The 18,281-nt window shown below is 35.2% G+C and carries 19 protein-coding genes; 2 read left to right on the forward strand and 17 right to left on the reverse strand.

The window, feature by feature from the left end; genetic code table 11:
• Window positions 1-192: 192 nt before the first annotated feature.
• The 3 genes from BN2628_RS17505 to BN2628_RS05305 all read right to left on the reverse strand — a co-directional run bounded on the left by BN2628_RS17505 (window position 193) and on the right by BN2628_RS05305 (window position 1,345).
• Window positions 193-315 carry a hypothetical protein gene (locus BN2628_RS17505; protein ID WP_021930486.1) on the reverse strand — a complete coding sequence of 41 codons (123 nt, stop codon included), beginning with the start codon at window positions 313-315 and terminating at the stop codon, window positions 193-195.
• A gap of 14 nt (window positions 316-329) precedes the next feature.
• Window positions 330-758: an Hsp20/alpha crystallin family protein gene (locus tag BN2628_RS05300; RefSeq protein WP_257606401.1), complete on the reverse strand. Its 429-nt coding sequence runs from the start codon at window positions 756-758 to the stop codon at window positions 330-332.
• A gap of 206 nt (window positions 759-964) precedes the next feature.
• Window positions 965-1,345 (reverse strand): VOC family protein, encoded by a 381-nt coding sequence (locus tag BN2628_RS05305; protein WP_021930484.1) that lies wholly within the window; start codon window positions 1,343-1,345, stop codon window positions 965-967.
• A gap of 208 nt (window positions 1,346-1,553) precedes the next feature.
• Between BN2628_RS05305 and BN2628_RS05310 the strand changes: the two genes are divergently transcribed.
• Window positions 1,554-2,030 carry a DUF456 domain-containing protein gene (locus BN2628_RS05310; protein ID WP_021930483.1) on the forward strand — a complete coding sequence of 159 codons (477 nt, stop codon included), beginning with the start codon at window positions 1,554-1,556 and terminating at the stop codon, window positions 2,028-2,030.
• Window positions 2,031-2,032: 2 nt separating this feature from the next.
• Here BN2628_RS05310 and BN2628_RS05315 read toward each other — a convergent pair whose 3' ends face one another.
• The 14 genes from BN2628_RS05315 to BN2628_RS05380 all read right to left on the reverse strand — a co-directional run bounded on the left by BN2628_RS05315 (window position 2,033) and on the right by BN2628_RS05380 (window position 15,993).
• Window positions 2,033-2,740: an MBL fold metallo-hydrolase gene (locus BN2628_RS05315; RefSeq protein ID WP_055097081.1), complete on the reverse strand. Its 708-nt coding sequence runs from the start codon at window positions 2,738-2,740 to the stop codon at window positions 2,033-2,035.
• A gap of 123 nt (window positions 2,741-2,863) precedes the next feature.
• Complete coding sequence (locus BN2628_RS05320; protein ID WP_246469173.1) at window positions 2,864-3,892, reverse strand: NADP-dependent oxidoreductase; 1,029 nt, start codon at window positions 3,890-3,892, stop codon at window positions 2,864-2,866.
• Window positions 3,893-3,995: 103 nt separating this feature from the next.
• Window positions 3,996-4,691, reverse strand: a complete 696-nt coding sequence (locus tag BN2628_RS05325; RefSeq protein WP_055096395.1) for a phosphatase PAP2 family protein — start codon at window positions 4,689-4,691, stop codon at window positions 3,996-3,998.
• Window positions 4,692-4,982: 291 nt separating this feature from the next.
• Window positions 4,983-5,732 (reverse strand): tetratricopeptide repeat protein, encoded by a 750-nt coding sequence (locus tag BN2628_RS05330; RefSeq protein ID WP_021930479.1) that lies wholly within the window; start codon window positions 5,730-5,732, stop codon window positions 4,983-4,985.
• 13 nt (window positions 5,733-5,745) lie between these two features.
• On the reverse strand, window positions 5,746-7,545 hold the full coding sequence (locus BN2628_RS05335) for a BatD family protein (RefSeq protein WP_257606402.1): 1,800 nt from the start codon (window positions 7,543-7,545) through the stop codon (window positions 5,746-5,748).
• A gap of 31 nt (window positions 7,546-7,576) precedes the next feature.
• Window positions 7,577-8,383, reverse strand: a complete 807-nt coding sequence (locus tag BN2628_RS05340; RefSeq protein WP_055096396.1) for a BatD family protein — start codon at window positions 8,381-8,383, stop codon at window positions 7,577-7,579.
• Entirely contained in the window at window positions 8,377-9,153 is a 777-nt protein-coding gene (locus tag BN2628_RS05345; RefSeq protein ID WP_257606403.1) for a tetratricopeptide repeat protein, read from the reverse strand. The genes BN2628_RS05340 and BN2628_RS05345 overlap by 7 nt, the downstream gene beginning before the upstream one ends.
• 23 nt (window positions 9,154-9,176) lie before the next feature.
• Window positions 9,177-10,199, reverse strand: coding sequence for a vWA domain-containing protein (locus BN2628_RS05350; RefSeq protein ID WP_055096398.1), 1,023 nt, complete (start codon window positions 10,197-10,199; stop codon window positions 9,177-9,179).
• 11 nt (window positions 10,200-10,210) lie between these two features.
• The gene (locus BN2628_RS05355; RefSeq protein WP_055096400.1) at window positions 10,211-11,194 is read right to left on the reverse strand and encodes a vWA domain-containing protein; all 984 of its coding nucleotides are present in this window, start codon (window positions 11,192-11,194) and stop codon (window positions 10,211-10,213) included.
• A 77-nt stretch (window positions 11,195-11,271) separates the two neighbouring features.
• Window positions 11,272-12,267: a hypothetical protein gene (locus tag BN2628_RS05360; protein ID WP_055096402.1), complete on the reverse strand. Its 996-nt coding sequence runs from the start codon at window positions 12,265-12,267 to the stop codon at window positions 11,272-11,274.
• 50 nt (window positions 12,268-12,317) lie between these two features.
• Complete coding sequence (locus tag BN2628_RS05365; protein ID WP_055096403.1) at window positions 12,318-13,187, reverse strand: DUF58 domain-containing protein; 870 nt, start codon at window positions 13,185-13,187, stop codon at window positions 12,318-12,320.
• A gap of 28 nt (window positions 13,188-13,215) precedes the next feature.
• Window positions 13,216-14,211 carry an AAA family ATPase gene (locus BN2628_RS05370; RefSeq protein ID WP_021930471.1) on the reverse strand — a complete coding sequence of 332 codons (996 nt, stop codon included), beginning with the start codon at window positions 14,209-14,211 and terminating at the stop codon, window positions 13,216-13,218.
• A gap of 173 nt (window positions 14,212-14,384) precedes the next feature.
• Window positions 14,385-15,710, reverse strand: coding sequence for an HU family DNA-binding protein (locus BN2628_RS05375; RefSeq protein WP_055096405.1), 1,326 nt, complete (start codon window positions 15,708-15,710; stop codon window positions 14,385-14,387).
• Window positions 15,700-15,993 carry an HU family DNA-binding protein gene (locus BN2628_RS05380; RefSeq protein WP_021930469.1) on the reverse strand — a complete coding sequence of 98 codons (294 nt, stop codon included), beginning with the start codon at window positions 15,991-15,993 and terminating at the stop codon, window positions 15,700-15,702. Before BN2628_RS05380 ends, BN2628_RS05375 begins: the two co-directional genes overlap by 11 nt.
• 157 nt (window positions 15,994-16,150) lie before the next feature.
• Here BN2628_RS05380 and ppk1 point away from each other — a divergent pair, with 157 nt between their 5' ends.
• A complete protein-coding gene (gene ppk1, locus BN2628_RS05385) occupies window positions 16,151-18,262 on the forward strand; it encodes a polyphosphate kinase 1 (protein WP_021930468.1) in 2,112 nt (703 codons plus the stop codon).
• Window positions 18,263-18,281 lie beyond the last annotated feature (19 nt).

Below are 18,281 nucleotides of genomic sequence, written 5' to 3' on the forward strand. Positions count from 1 at the left end.
TTTCCTATTTTTTACGAGTATGATAGTGGATTATTGGACAAATGGAAATAGGAAAACAGCCCCCGAAATTATCAAAGATAAGCTTGGTTAAAACAGGAACTGACTCTTAGATAGTAATATGCTTCCATATACAAAATGCCCTTAAAGGAAAATTCCTTTAAGGGCATTTTGTATATGAAAACTAAGTCTAAATCAACCTTCATGTTTTTTGTGATGCTTTTCCATATCTTCAGCAGCTTTTTCAAGCTGATATTCCGATTTGTCTTTATGTTTACCGACAAATTGACCTTTTTGCTTTTTATTACCAGATTTCATGACTATATATCCAATTATTTAACTTCAATTTTTTTTGTTCCTTTAGTTTCGGGTAAAATTTCTTTTTTAGGAATATCTATTGTCAAGACTCCATGTTCCACTCTAGCTGCAATTTTATCTTTATCAATGTTATCAGGTAAAATCATATTTTGCTGAAATTGCGTATATGTAAACTCACGACGCAAATAACGACCATGTTTATTGTTTTCTTTATGTTCTTGTTTCTTTTCCATAGAAACAACTAACTGATTATCATCGTCAATATGGATGTTGAAATCTTCTTTTGTCATTCCAGGAGCTGCAACTTCAACTTCATATCCTTTTTCTGTTTCCATAATATTGATGGCTGGTGAAGTTGCCGTAGCTTTTTCCATCCATTCATTTCCAAAGAAATCATTAAAAATTCCTGGTAACCAATTTTGTGATCTTCTAACAGGCATCATAATTATTATCTCCTATATTTAATTAAACACTCTATTTTATTTGAATCCGAACTATTCAATTCAGATTCACTAAGCTTTATGCAAAGTATATGCCAACAAATTAAGGCGAAAAACTGGCACATAACATGTCAATTTTTCGCCTTACCAAATGACAAAAATTCACAACTTTAATCCTCATTAACAATGAATTAAAGTCATTAATAGTTCTATTTTTCCAACGGTAAAATTTCTATCCAATAATCATCTGGGTCACAGATAAAATAGAGTCCCATGTCAGTATTTTCATAGCAAACACAACCCATTTCTTTATGAAATTTACGAATTTCATCATAGTTCCCAGGAACTCTTAAACACAAGTGGCTTTCATTATCTCCTAATTCGTAGGGTTCTTTTCTATCGCGAAGCCAAGTTAATTCCAACAAGAAATCAGTCTCTCCATCTCCTAAATAAGAAAGAATGAACGAGCCGTCGGGTGCTTTTTTCCGCTTTACTTCTTGAAGACCCAATGCCTTACTGTAAAAATTTATACTCCGTTCCAAATCAAGAACATTGATATTGAAATGATCAAATCGTCCTTTTATCTTCATAATTACAAATATTTTATCATACAAAGTTAAAATATACCAGTTATCATTCAAATTTTATAGAGTTCTAAATTTATTTAGATTACTTCAAATTTGCAGTAACACAAAATTTAGAAAAGAAGAAATACAATATACAACAAAATAGGTGTCAACTTCTTCTATCATTTTTCTTCATTTTTTATATATTTAAGCTCTCAAAGTTATAACACATATGGACATATTTTTGATTACAGTTTCAGCATTATGCCTTATAGTTGCTTTTATCGGTAGCATCGTTCCCATGTTACCCGGTCCGCCTTTGGCTTTTGTAGGAATGTTGATATTACAAGCAACAGACAAAGTTCAGTTTTCAACGATGTTATTGTGTGGATGGTTGGTTGTCATACTCATAGCACAAGTTTTGGATTATCTAATTCCGATATGGACTACACGTTTCTGCGGAGGTAGTAAATGGGGTACGCGAGGTTGTGTTGCAGGAACTCTTGTCGGTATATTCCTTTTTCCGCCTTGGGGGATTATTATCGGCCCGTTTTTAGGTGCATTTTTAGGAGAAATAATGGGAGGAAATAGCACAGTATACGCTTGTAAATCTGGATTGGGAGCTTTTTTAGGTTTTATTACAGGAACACTATTTAAACTCGCAATATGTATATATTTTACGTTCTACTTTATCAGTGCTTTAGTATGAAACTACCAAATAACAACCTCTCCAGGGTGTTGCCAAGATATATACCGACAGTTATAATCTTTCGCAATCAGGGCAAAATCTATAACAGCTTTGTAGTCCTCCCAAAAATGCATAGGAGAAAATATCTTTACTTGTACTTTGTCTAAGAATTGTTTAGCTCCTAATGCATAGTCGGTTCCCAAACGTGAATCTACAGGAAACATCACTAAATCTATGCTTTTTATTTCTTTCCTTAAATCGGATAGCTCCTTTAAATAATCACCTTCTGATTTACGTATTTCATTAGGGGTGGACTCGTCTTTCCAATGCCAATTATTCAAATCTCCAGCATGAAAAATTGTATAATTGTCGTGATATATCAGAAAAGAGATTCCGATATCTGTAGACCCAAAGGCCACTATCCTTAATATGCCATCAGTATATATATCACCCTTTTTAAGAAAATGTATACCATGATCGACTATTTTTTTATGTTTTTTTATATCATTTGAAAAAACGTAGACTATATCTTGACGAACGTTCTTCCAAAATAATATATCGGGATTGTAATGGTCTGCATGAAAATGGCTACATAATACATATAATTTTTTCTCTGTTTGTTTCAAAATGGAAGGTATAATATTAGCCGGATCTTTATAATAGTCTATAATGATATTACAAGATGAAGTACTGATAACAAAGCCGCTATGATATATATACATCAATTCCATACTCAGTATTTTGATTCTCTCAGGATAAAAATTAAGAAATATAATATTCATGTTTTCAAGACCATAAATATTATATTTCTTTTAAAGTATATTCGTTAGAACAAATATAATAACAATTTTTCTTTATTCGTTTACTTTGACAAGCATCTTTCCTATGTTTTTACCAGAAAATAGACCGAGAAAAGCGTAAGGTAATTTATCAAACCCATCGATAATCGTTTCGGTATAGTGCAGCTTTCCTTCTTTGAGCCATGTCATTAGATGCGAAAGGCCTTCTAAAAAACGCTTCTGATAATCACCAACAATAAAACCCTTAATCGTTCCGCTTTTGGACAAAATTTGTGGTAGCAATCTTGGTCCCATTTCTTGAGTAGCAGTATTATAAGAAGCAATCTGTCCACATAATGCAATACGTGCATGATAATTCAGATGAGCAATAATAGCCTCACTAACTTCTCCTCCTACATTATCAAAATAGCAGTCTACCCCTTTAGGGCATAATTCGGATATAGTCCCAGATAAATCTTTGGTAGTTTTATAGTTTATGGCCATATCAAAACCAAATTCGTTCTTCAAAACATTTACTTTCTCATCAGAACCTGTAATTCCTAAAACTTTACATCCTTGGATTCGAGCAATTTGTCCGGCCACCAGCCCTACCGCTCCGGCTGCTCCGGAAATAACCATTGTCTCTCCATATCGTGGTTGACATATGTCCATAACTCCGAAATAGGCTGTCAAGCCAGGCATGCCCAATACTCCTAAATAATACCCATCAGGAAACTCATCTGTATGTATCTTACGCAGCCGATCGGCCTTATCTTTAGAATAAGTGGCCCAAGGAAGCATTCCTACCACTCTATCGCCTTTTTTCAAAATATCACTTTTACTTTCAATTACGGTCGCTATTGCTCCACCGTCTATTGGCTTCCCAAGTTCAAAGGGTTTTATATAAGATTCTTCATCACTCATACGACCTCTCATATATGGGTCTACGGAAATATATTGGGATTTCAATAATACCTCTCCATCCTTAGGTGCTGAAATTTCAATCTCTTCAAACCCGAAATTATTTTCTGTGGGCATCCCTATCGGACGCGAACGTAATACAATTTGTCTGGCTTTCATCACTTTATTATTTAATTGTTTCATGTATATTAAACATTGGACACTCAATATTCGTTCACTTATTGCAATTAAATAACAAATGGAAATCTTTCTTTTTATATTATTCTATGAAAATAGTACTATCGTTTCAGTGTATCCGAAAATTAAATAATGGTGCAAAAACGAGAATTATAAAAAATAAAATATATATGGTGAGAGCTACATATCTTGCTCCATTTTCGTGTGAATATACAGGAATAGGCTCCGAATATATCCCTTTTGTAAAAAGATAACGATGTAAAACAAGATATAGATATTTATATACAACAAAAGATGTAATGATACCTATAACAATACCAGCCAATATATCTCCCGGATAATGAACTCCGACATACATCCGAGAGTAACATGTTATTAAAGCCCATAAAACGGCAGTAAATGAATAAAATCTATTTTTAAACAAAAGAGCTGTAAATATAGCTAATCCGAAACCGTTTGATGCATGGCTTGATGCAAAACCATATTTCCCTCCTCTATAGTTATTGACAATGGTTACATATTGAGAAAAATCTGGATCTCGTGTCGGTCGTAAACGTTCAAATAGAGGTTTAAATATAGACGACGCAACTTGATCACATATTGTAACAACTAATATAATCATTAAGGCTGCTAATATTCCTTCTTTCCAGTTCCGATGAAACACGACATAAACTAACATTACAATTAAGGGAAGCCAGATGATTTTCCCCGTGTACACCCACATAACCTGGTCTAAATATAACGTATGAAAATGATTGAAAAATAATAAAACGGTCCGATCAAGTTCTAACAAGTCTTCAAGCATATATATTTAAATAAAGTTTTTTCGGCACTCAAAAAGAATTCGCGAAATAATTTGTAAAGATAGGCATTTTCGAGTAATGAGCCAACCACTCCTCTTTACATATTATCCCGCGATAAAATATTATTGTTCTTAAAACCTGATAAAAATAAGTCGATCAAATCATTTTTACTTTTCTTTCGGTCTTTTTTCCCGTTTTCACTCGTCAGATAGCCCGCTAAAAACAGAAAAAACATCCTCGAAAGAAATCCACAAAACTGACCCGAGCAAAATTTACAACCGGCTCTTAGACTTTTATATAATTTCTATATCCGATGATGGTAGCCAACCCCGGTTTCCATCTTCAATCAATATCTCTGACCACTCTCCCACCTTACTTAAAACCCTCACTTTAGTACCTTCATGCAAAACAAAAAGATCAGTACCACTTTCAGCCGGGGCACTTTTAATTGTAATCGAAGGAGCGAAAACAATGGCTTCATTACGAATTTCCATTTTTTCTTTTTGCGCTGAAGCGAAACAATTGGCTATGATAGAAACTATCAACAAAATAAAGCCGACAAAAAATCCCATTTTCTTTAACCATATCTGACGGGTAAAGAAATAAAGATATGCCCCTATGATAAATAATATAAAACAAATAATTCCTAATATAGCCCAGCTATTAGATGAAAGTGTATCGCGAACTGTATTTATCCACATAACCAGAAAAAAAGTCCCTACAGGTTCTATTTTATCGGTTATACGGGCTTTTGCCATGTCTAAATTAAACTTTACATCAGTATTGCCAGGAGATAATAACAACGCTCTTTCGTAATTTAGTATTGCTTTGGGATATTGCTTATTCTTATAATACGCATTCCCCAAATTGTAATATAAATCGGTAGAGTTTCCTTTCTCTTTTTGCAATTGTTCATAAAGAGTAATTGCTTTTGAATAGTTCTCTTTACTATATGCCTCGTTTGCTTGTTGCCATAAATCTTGACTCCACAATTGAGTAAAACAAAACATACAAAATATTAAAATACTATATATCCTTCTCATTTGTCTGGCGAATTTATTTTTTTACCGTACTTTCCAATTTACCTATCGCTTCCACCGTATCGGCATATAACTTGTCCATTGCATCATCGTTTTGAGCTGGTGCATATTGCGCAAATTCACATGTATCCAATATTGCCATAAAACTATCTACAAGTTCTTCTGCTGCTCCATATTTAGATAATTCTATAGCAACATTGTCCCGAGTAAGAACTGACAATGGGAGATTCAACTTATCGCTCAAGTATCCCCATACGGCTTTTAGTACTTCATCATAAAAAGCTGTTTTATCGTGACTTTGCAAATATTTTCCAGCAATCTTTAATCGTTTGGTTGCCACTTTATTTGCTTTTTTATTTTTCATCAAAGCTATATTCGCATTAGCCTGCGCTTGTTTACGATTTATTATGGCAAAAGCAATAAACAACAATGCCGGAAGTATATACCAAAGCCAATAAACCAAACTTCCATATATCACAGATTGTTCCTTTTGCAGATTTTGTTTATTCAACTTGATAAAATGAATATCTTGATTGAGTAATCGTACCGATTCTTTATCTGTGAAATCAGATATTGAGGAGGAAGAACTTCCTGTTCCTTTTGCTACTTTTAAGTGATATTCGGGAGTTTTTAAAGTTTTGTATGTTTTACTTCCAGAATCAAAATAAGAAAATTCAGCAGAAGAAATAGTAAAGTCTCCCGGATGACGTGGAATAGCAGTATATTCAATGATACGTGTACCATCAAGACCATTCACTTTTACATCAATTTTGGGATCATAAACTTCAAAATCTTCGGGGAATTTTATTTCAGGATTTTTTATATATTTTACATTTCCTCGGCCTTTTATCACCAATTTTACAGTAACGGCTTCATTTGTTTTCAATGACTCCCGAGTGATAGACGAATTCATCGAAAAAGAACCTACCGCACTCATAAAAGAAGCAGGTTTTCCTGCCGGAAAAGGTGATACATGTATAGTAACTGGAGCTGTAGTAATTGTTTTCGATACTTCTTGCATCGTATTCATAATTCCAAACGGACTGCGTACTGGCCGCAATACTTGTATGCTAACTTCGTATTTCCCTTGAGAAATTTTTAATTGTCCCGCATGCTGAGGAAATATAATATAACGTTTTACGACAACTGTCCTGTAATTTTTACCGTTATAGTGTTCTAATTCCATCTGAGGATTTGCAATGGGTATTTCCTGAACTGCAAATCCCTCAAAAGTCGGAAAAGTGGTAGCTCCTAATCCTGAAATATCGGAACGTGTGTATAACTTAATCGCAACAGATATTGCCTGTTGTTCATATACTTGTGTCGGGGAGGCTATTAAACGTGCAAATGTTTCTGTATCCGACGATGGAGAAACTGCAGAACCTTCTGATGAAGGACTTCCGTTTCCATTACCGGCAGACTGCTTATCTGGTGGTAAAATTTTCAATGAAACGGGTGACGTCGACATCTGCTTCCCACCAACTTTGATTGTTGCAGCACCTATCTGGTATGTCCCTTCCTTTTCTGCCCGCAGAGTATAAACGTATGATTCTTCTGTTTGGGAAGTCGCCCGCCCGTTTATATTACTATACTGCGACCCTTGAGATACAGCAGGACCATACAATATTCGGCATCCCGGAAAATCAGGCACACGTATATCCTGCCCATTGGCATTGATTAATGTGAAAGTTACTTGAAAGGTTTGCCCTTTTACAACTTGTCTTGGAGCTGAAGTCGAAAATGATACATTATCAGCCTTAGACAAGATGTTACATGACGTTAAAATCGTTAATATGAAAAATAATTTTTTCATCATTGTGATATGCTATTTTATATTTTTCCGTTTTTTAAATGGTTGGATATTTTTTTTTGGCTTCCAGAAATCTTTTCATCCGTTCTTCTTCGTTCAAAGGACGTATTTTAACTTCTGATTTGCCAACTTTGTATTTCTTGTTATTAACTAAAATCTTAGCTTCAGGAATTATAACCTTGCCCGACTCACCTGCTTGTACAATATATGTATAAGTCGTTATTATCCTACCTTGAATAGGCCAACCATTCATTAATATCGGTTCTCGTTCCAATGTTATCGATGGTCCGGCCAATACTTTGCAATTTTTGAAATCGCCAGTATTAAAATCTTCTCCATCTCCATTTATTACCTGATACCTCACACGGAATGTCTCCCCCGAACGAACTTCTTCCGGAACAGAACTTATGAACTGTACCGAAGCCTGTTTTTTCTTTTCAGACCTTACCGATATTATTTCTATTGTTGTTTTCCTACTTTTATATGTTTTACCTTCGACCGAAACTGAAACTGAAGGTATTACTACTGTTCCCTTTTTTCCAGCTTGAAGAATATAAGACCTATTTTCCGAAACGGAACGTACAAAGTGCCCTGATATTACCGCCAACTGTGATGAACGGGAAATAGAAGGACCGGAAAGCACCTTACATCCTCTAAATTTGGGCGATTTGAAGTTCTCGGTAGATGCATTCCTCAGAGAAAATACTATTTCAAATCGTTCACCCGCCTGAACAGACTTAGGTACTTGTACATCTAAATGTATATCCTCCCGAGCATATATTCCGGTAACAGAAATAAAAAATAATATCAGTATCGATAATTTTTTCATTTTCACTTTTACCATTCTTTATCCGTTTTCTTCCGTTTTTGTTGCTGCATCATTGCTTTTTTGACTTTTTCTTGAGTATTTTTCTCGTCTTGTTGAATTGCATCCAATATTTGTTGCGCATTCTCTTTAGTCATCTGAGGAGGTGCCTGCTGCTGTTGCTGTTTATCTTTTTTATCATCTTTATTATCTTTGTTATTCTGCGGATTTTGGTTTCCTTTGTTATTTTTATCTTTGTCTTGCTGGTCTTTGTTATCTTTGTCTTTATCCTTATTCTTATCTTTGTTCTCATCATTTTGCTGTTGTTGCTGATTTTTCAGTAACAATTGGGCCAAACGTAAGTTATAACGTGTTTCGTTATCTTTGGGATTTCGGCGCAATGCATTTTTATAGGCATCTATGCTCTCTGCATATTTCTTTTCTTGTAAAAATACATTTCCAATATTATGCCATATACGAGCTTGTTGTAATGAGTCTTTTTCATTCACCACAGACTTTTTGTACTGTTCGAGAGCTGCATCCATTTTTTGTTGCTTATATAAAGCGTTACCCAGATTATAAGTACCTAACCAAGATTCGGGATTTGCATCCAAAGCTTTACGATATTCTATTTCTGATTCTGTAAATTTTTCACTTTCATATAAGGTATTTCCTTTCCGTATACTGTTACGTTCGATTTTCGGATTTACTTTTTTATTGATTTGTGGTACAGTATCTCTTGTCTGAGCCGATACTATCGACATCATTGACATGAAAGAGATAACCATTATATATTTCATTTTCTTCATATTCATAAAACTTAAAACTTTTATCAAGAAAAGAAATTGACTTTCTTCATCAGTTTATTTTTACGGTCAAGTATAAAGATGTCAAGTAAAAGCAAAATCAAAACTATCCATGCCAATCCTTGGAATTGCTCATCATATTCAGAATAGACTTTACTTTCTATATCAGATTTTTTCATTTTTTTCACTTCTGCAGTCAAGGCTCTCAATGCGCTTCCTGTATTATCTGCCGATATATATATACCATCTCCGGCTTTTGCTATATCTCGGCCTAACTGAGCATTGAGTTTAGTAATAACCACGTTTCCTTGATTATCTTTACGCAAATTGGTATCATTTCCTCCGATAGGTATAGGAGCTCCTTGTTCTGAGCCGATACCGATCACATCTACCATAATTCCCTTTTGGGCTGCTTCCTTAGCCATCTGGACAGCATCATCTTCATGATTTTCTGCATCAGTAATTACAATTATTGCCTTATCGGCCGACTGGTCAGGAGTGAATGAATTCATTGCTAAAGCTATAGCTCGTCCGATAGCTGTACCCTGAGTAGGTACCATGTCAGGAGAAATTGTAGATAAAAACATTTTCGCCGATACGAAATCAGAAGTTATAGGCAATTGAGTATACGCATCTCCCGCAAAAACAATTAATCCGACTTTATCATTATCTAATTGGTCAATTAATTTAGATAGCATCTGTTTAGCTTTATCTAAACGACTCGGTGCTATATCTCGGGCCAACATAGAATTGGAAACGTCTAATGCAATAATGATTTCAACTCCTTGTTTTTTTACCGTTTCTATCTTAGCTCCCATTTGTGGACGCGCTATAATAAAAATCATGACAATAAGAGCTAATTGTTGCAAAAAGAATTTGGTTCCAGGTTTGTACTTCGATACATCGGGAGCTAATGACTGAAGTATCTGAGGGTTCCCGTATTTGGCCATATTTTTCCGATTCCGGTAAACACTATAGAAGTATATAGCCCACATTAGAGGAACTATCAACAACAGGTACAAATATTGTGGTTGTGCAAATCGAAACATAATTATTATTTTTATGGAATATTCCGTAAAACGGTATTTCTTAAGATAATCTCAATTCCTAACAGTGCGAATGCCAATATAGCCCACGGAAGATAGTTTTCTTCACGCCGGCTGAACTCTTTCACTGAAAGTTTAGTTTTCTCAAGTTTGTCTATCTCTTCAAAAATATTTTTCAATACTCCTTTGTTCGTGGCTCTAAAATATTTTCCATCTGTTTCAGCAGCAATTGTCTTCAGAGTAGTTTCATCTATTTCTACCGGCATGTTTTGATACATCACCCCATAAGGAGTCTGCACCGGATAAGGCGCCTCACCCTGAGTCCCTACTCCTATTGTATATACCCTAATTCCGAAAGATTTAGCAATTTGTGCAGCAGTTAATGGTGATACATCTCCTGCATTGTTGGTCCCGTCTGTCAACAATATAATAGTTTTAGATTTTGCAGGCCCGTCCTTTATACGATTTATAGCTGTCGCCAGACCATCTCCAATGGCAGTCATATCGGCAATCATACCACACTGAACATCTTTCATTAAATTGAGTAATACAGCGTGATCTGTAGTCATCGGACACATGGTAAAACTTTCACCAGCAAAAATAACAAGTCCAATATTGTCATCCGTGCGTCCACTTATAAACTGTGATGCCACATCTTTCGCTGCTTGTATACGATCGGGCTTAAAATCACGTGCTAACATACTACTGGATATATCCAAGGCAACTACGATATCAACTCCCTCTCGAGTTTGGTTTTCCCATCGATCTGTCGCTTGTGGACGTGCCAATACTATTATAATACAGGCTATTGCTCCTAATCTCAAAATAAAAAGAAAATGCCTCAAATAATATTTATATGTTTTAGGCAATTTGGCAAATGCCTGAGTAGAAGAAACCTGTAATGCAGCTTGTGCCTTTTTATGCTTCAAAATATACCAGATAATAGCCGGTATAAGGCATAGCAGTAATAGTAAATATAGAGGATTCGCAAATACCATTTTTCTTTAATTTTAGTTTATTCACATCCTATTTTTATGGAAACGAATATATGCCATATCAATTTATTATTGCCCTGTTATTTCTCCTGAGATGTCTCTTTTTGCGCTTCTGCATTAGAATCGCTTTTTTCCTCCACCGGAATTTCTTCAACAGGTTTTGTTTCTTCGACAAACGTAATAGCATTACGCATCACAGCTTCGTTGTCTTCTGGTAATGGCCTCATCTTTGCAAATTTCACGAAATCAGCCATTTCTAAAATTTCTTTCAACTTATGATTGACCAATTTGGCATCTTCATTTTTCCGTAATATAGAAATGATTTCAGAAGATGTCATTTCCATTGCGTTTACATGGAAACGCTCATCTATATATTCCCGTAAAATATCAGTCACTCGAGTATAATATTCTTTTTCTTGCCCATTTTGCCACAATTTACTCTCCTTTACTTCTTCCAAAGCATTCATGGCTTTTATATGGGGTGGTAAGAGTGATTCGGGTGAAATTACTTCTTCTGGACGTTCACGCTTACGCCACCAGAACCAATACAGCAAACCCAAAGCAACTAATAACAAAACAATACCCATGATGACAAGAGCCGTATTCGAGATATAATCCCATAAAACAAAAGGAGGTTTCTGCACACCCTTGATATCGAATCCAGCCTTTGTTGTATCAACTTCCATAGGTACCACTTTGAGACTCAAAGTTTCTGTAGTGAAAGTATCTTTGTTCAAAATATATCGAAAAGGTGGAATATAATAGAATCCAGAATCGAACGATGTAATCAGGACATCACTTTTTATTTGGATACGATTATTTCCCAAATCAGTGGTATCCGGCATCGTTACCCGCAAAACTTCTATTCCAGTTACCAAAGAATCGGTCAGGAAAGGCATCTGGACGACTTTGCCCTTGTCTTGCGCCATTTCGAGATGTATCATTGTTTGTTCGCCCATCCAAATTGCCGTTGAGTCCATTTTCGCACTCACCACTACATTATCAGCAAAAGCCATTGCCGAGGAGACCAGACAAATTCCCAGAACTATTCCTTTTATCGGTTTATTATATTTCATTGTATCTCATATAAATTTTATCGATATTCGATTATCAAAAAAATATGCAATTAACTCCTTCTCTTAAAAAGCCCGATCAAAGCTTTGACATAATCCTCATCTGTCGCAATCGAAGCTAAATCGACACGACTTTTCCTCATATAATCAAGCATGACATTCTGTCGTTCATTCCACCAGCGTATATATGCGTCACGAACTTTCTTGGAAGAGGAATCTACCCAGTCTTCACTGCCATTTTCAGCATCATACATTTTTACCAGACCTACATTTGGGAGCTCTGTTTCACGTTTGTCATATATCTGTATACCAACTAAATCATGTTTTCGATTAGCAATCGAAAGTGCATTTTTGTAATTGCCTAAAGCAATAAAGTCAGAAATTAGAAATGCTGTACAACGTTTTTTTATTGCATTGGTCATATACTCTAATACCAAACTCAAATTTGTTCCTGTACTTTCGGGATGAAAATCGATTAACTCTCGTATGATATATAGAATATGTTTTTTCCCTTTTTTAGGAGGAATAAATTTTTCAATTTTATCGGAGAAAAAGATAACTCCAATTTTATCATTATTCTGAATTGCCGAGAATGCAAGTGTCGCTGCAACTTCTGTCATTACAGATTTTTTCATTTCACCCACCGCACCAAAGTCTCGACTGGCAGATACATCTACCAACAACATTACCGTAAGTTCTCGCTCTTCTTCAAAAACTTTTATATACGGCTTATTATGCCGGGCGGTTACATTCCAGTCGATATCGCGTACATCATCACCATATTGATATTCCCGGACTTCAGAGAAAGCCATACCTCTCCCCTTAAAAGCCGAATGGTATTGTCCTGCAAAAATATTACGGGACAATCCCCGGGTTTTTATTTCGATCTGACGAACTTTTTTTAATAGTTCTTTTGTTTCCATACGCCAGGCTTTATTGCTTTATATCTAATCAGGGTACCTCAACTTTATTCAAGATTTCACTGATAATCTCTTCAGAAGTCATGTTATTAGCTTCTGCTTCATAGCTTAATCCTATACGGTGACGCATTACATCATAACATACTGCACGTACATCTTCTGGGATTACATATCCACGTTGTTTCAAGAATGCATATGAACGAGCGGCCAAAGCTAAATTTATCGAAGCACGAGGAGAAGCTCCAAAAGAAATCATTTCTTTCAAATCTCCAAGCCCATGGTCTTCAGGATAACGAGTAGCAAAAACGATATCTACGATATATTTTTCTATCTTTTCATCGATATATACTTTACGTACGATATCTCTTGTCTCGATAATTTCCTGGGCCTTCAGTACCGGTTGTACAGTTTCTCGTTCGCCTGTAATATTCTGACGTATAATTAATTTTTCCTCTTCTTTTTTCGGATATCCGATGATAACTTTCAACATAAAACGATCGACCTGTGCTTCAGGTAATGGATATGTACCTTCTTGTTCTATTGGATTTTGTGTAGCCAATACCAAGAACGGGTCATCGAGCTTAAATGTAGTTTCTCCAATCGTAACTTGACGTTCCTGCATAGCTTCGAGCAAGGCACTTTGTACTTTTGCCGGAGCACGATTTATTTCATCTGCCAATACAAAATTAGCAAAAACCGGACCTTTTTTTACCTCAAACTGTTCCTTTGCCTGACTGTAAACCATTGTACCGATAACGTCGGCAGGCAGCAAGTCCGGAGTAAATTGGATACGGTTATATTTAGCATCGATAAGAGAAGCAAGTGTCTTTATCGCGAGAGTTTTTGCCAATCCCGGAACACCTTCGAGCAATATATGACCATTTGAAAGAAGACCAATCATCAGAGAATCTACCAGATGTTTCTGCCCTACAATTACCCGGTCCATACCCATGGTTATCATATTCACAAATGAACTTTTACTTGCAATGAGTTCATTTAATTCACGAATATCTACTGTTTGACTCATATTATATTGTTTTTTATTAAATTATTCCTGTTTATGCAGCCCCATAATAGCCTAAGTGCAAAAGTAACTACGATGTATTTACATTTAACACTTTAACTGTTAAAAAAGGCTAAGCTTGTAGTAAAAAAAACTAAGTCGCCAAAGTAATGATACCGGCGACTTAAAGACTTTATTTATTCATATTCCGATAATATTTTTGTAGCAAGAGCTTTTGCTTTTTCCACCGATTCTCTATTGTTGGAATCTATATTATATTTTGATTTTTCGGGAATTATCAACTTGGTTCCTACAGGTACACTATTAGGATTGGTTATATTCGCTTTATTTTCCTGATATATGTATACCCAAAAAGTTTTATGACCGAAATGTTTCAATGACAAGGTGGTCAAAAAAATTCCCGGTTTCATGATTTCCGTAACAGTCTTCTCCGATAACATTGTATCATTATTTATCTCTTTTTCAGTTACTTTATTGCTCTTTTCATTCATGTTGGTTATTGGCTTATCTTCGAGCATGGCAGTATCTTTTCTTACAACCGCTGTTGTTTTTAGAGAATCCATAACCAAAGCTTTAACAACCGAAACAGAATCTTTGTTCTTTTCACCCTCCTGATTTTGTTTTTTTATGATAGCCGGAATCCAACTACTTATCGTTACTTGTCCTTCCTCAAAAGTACCATTATAACATAGCCATATCAAATCTGCTACAACAAAAATCAATAAAGAAGTTACAAATCCGTACCAAAAGTTTTTCCGATTTCGCCATGTTTGTTTTCGTCTAAATTCTTCTTTTTCGTAATTATCGACAACTGATACAGATATGACTTCTATATGCTCTTTTTCTTCTGGTTCTTTTATTTTTTCTTCAGGTACTGTTTGTGCATCATACTCTTCAGCAGGAAGTTTGTGTTCGGTATTCTCGTCTTTACTTTCTTTTTGATTGTTTTTATCAGAAATGTTCATTTCATTCGGCAACTGGTTGCTTTCTGGTTGTATTTCATCTTTTTTTACATTTTGCTGTTCATCAGGAATATCCGCTATCACAATATCAGATGTCTCTTTATCCAATGACATTACAACCGTTTCCATTTCTGTAGAAGAATCATCTATATTGGTCTCTGTCATATCACTATCTTCTATTGCCATATAAGAAATCTCAGTATCTTTTATATCGACATCATCGGCTATGACTTCAGCTTCGAAACAGGCAAATGGAGCATTTACAGCATCTCTCATGCTTTTATCAGGTGTAAATGACAATTTATAATGACCGGGAATTTCACAAGGCTGCCCCGTCTGAACATTTACACTATTTCTTTTTCCTACCCATACAGGTTTAAATACACCCAAGCCATTGATTTTAAGAGACTCTCCGGAAGATAAAATTTCTGTGGCTAAAGTAAAAAATTCTTTTAAGAAAGTCTCTGCTTCCTTCTTTGTACAGTCCGATTTCCGAGATAGCAAATCGACCATTTCAGGTAATGATATTTTACTGTTCATTATCGGATTTCTCTCTAAGTTTATTTTTTATAATCGTTCCGGGTTTAAATGTCAGCACAATTTTAGGCGGTATCAGCATCCGTTTTCCAGTGGCGGGATTAACAGATATACGTTCAGCCTTTTTTCGAGGCTCGAAAGTTCCAAAACCTTGTATAGAAAATGAATCCATCATTACACTATGCTCTTTTATTATCTGTAATGTGTCTGACATCAAGGCATCAATACTTTTTTTATTTTTGCCCAAACGTTTTTGCAATTCTTCTATAAACTTTTTGTACTCCACACTTATTTGTTTTTTTAGATGAAAGTCGAAAATTACACTTTTTTTTCGACATCACAAAATCTAAAACTATGGAATCGATAAAAGGTTCAAAAATCGGAGAATGCTTAAAATTAAAATTTAATCTTTTAAAAATTATAAGAGAAAAAATTATATATTTATGCTTGATATGGAAAATCGTAATGAATATAAGGATATGAATTGGAAATATTTCAAGCGAGATATCAGTTGGTTGTCATTCAACCGACGCGTATTATTAGAAGCACGAAATAAAGAGCTTCCACTGTTCGAACGAATAAAATTTTTATCAATATATTCATCAAATCAAGAAGAATTTTATCGTATACGTGTATCGGAACATCGTAATCTGGTAATGTTGAAAAATTGCTCTTCTGCAGAATATCAAAATGCCAAAGAGACATTGGCTGAAATCAATGCTGAGGTCAGTCGACAGGTAAAAGATTTCTCTTATATCTTCACTCACGAAATATTACCAGAATTAGCCTATAACGATATTGTTTTGTATCAGGGACAACCAATGCCAGATTTTCATAAAGATTTTATCAGAAATTACTTTAAAGAAGAAATTTTCCCATATTTGCAACCGGTACTTATTCTTAAAGATCATATATCATCATTTTTACGAGATAACCGATTATATTTGTCTATCCAATTACATCCTCGAGGCAGTCAGGATTCTCAAATATATTATGCTTTGATAAAGGTACCTTTTTCCAAAGTACCACGTTTTATCGAGCTCCCAGCCTATGAAAGCAAACATTACCTCATGTTCGTCGATGATGTTATCGGATACAATTTAGATATTGTGTTTCCCGGATTTGTTGTCGATGCATATTATAGCGTACGAGTGTCCAGAGACGCAGACTTTTCGATAGATTCAAATCAAAAAGAGAATATCGTCGATGAAATACGCAAACATGTAAAGAAAAGAAAGACTGGTGTAGCCAACCGTTTGGTATATAATGCTATGATGCCTCATGAAATGCTCAGCTATTTATGCCAAGCCTATAATATTCCTGAAAGTCAATGCATTGCTGCCGGGAGATATCTAACACTTGAAGATTTGATAAAATTACCGAATCCGACAGGCAAAAAATTGGCGGTAGAATCTCCTATTCCTCTTCGCGTTCCGGAGTTTGACCGATCCGGTTCCGTATTTAAAGTTATAAAGTCCCATGATATGCTGTTACATTTCCCGTATCAATCGTTTGACTATCTTATCCGATTTCTTATGGAATCGGCATATGACCCCAAAGTGGAAGAGATAAAATTGACTCAATATCGTGTGGCAGAAAATTCAGAGGTAATCAATGCTTTAGTTACTGCTGCACGAAATGGTAAAAAAGTTACGGTTTATGTGGAATTGAAAGCACGCTTTGACGAAGAAAACAATATATTTACATCAGAACAGATGCAAAAGGCCGGTATACATGTCATATATGGAGTGCCGGGACTAAAAGTGCATGCCAAAGTTGCTTTAATATTACGTCGTTCGATAGGAGGAACTAATATGGAAAAAAGCTTTGCGTTTTTGAGTACCGGGAATTTTAATGAAAAAACAGCAAAGGTATATTCAGATATAGGTCTTTTTACCTATAATACACAAATTATCACAGAACTGAACTGCTTATTTGAGATTTTAGAGGGAAAAGATGTACCCCCTATTTTCAATACATTGCTGGTAGCACAATATAATATGCTGGATGTGCTGAAATCTATGATAGACCAAGAAATCGGAGCTGCCCAAGAAGGTAAAAAAGCTTATATTATACTAAAAATGAACGGATTACAAGACATAGATATGATAAATAAACTGTATGAAGCCAGTAACGCGGGTGTACAAATAGACCTTATTATTCGAGGTATTTGTTGCCTTGTTCCCAACCAGCCATATAGTCGCAATATACGTATTATTCGAATTATAGACCAATACCTCGAACATGCTCGTATATGGTATTTTTATGCCGGTGGAAACGAATGTGTATATCTATCTTCAGCTGACTGGATGAAACGTAATCTAAGCCGACGAATAGAAACAGCATTTCCCATCGTGGATGATAGATTGAAAAAACAGATTATCCGTATTTTACATTATCAACTGGCAGATAATGTACAAGCGTGTCAAATAGATGAACATCTGAATAATATATACGTCCAGAATAATAATCCTGAACGGGTAAGAGCACAACAAAAAATATATGAAATGTTACAAGAAGAAGTTGCCCTTTCTATGAATTACCATCAATCATAAATCTTTAGAGCCAATAAAC

The sequence above is a fragment of the Gabonia massiliensis genome, assembly GCF_001403595.1.
GTDB classification, from domain to species: domain Bacteria; phylum Bacteroidota; class Bacteroidia; order Bacteroidales; family Coprobacteraceae; genus Coprobacter; species Coprobacter secundus.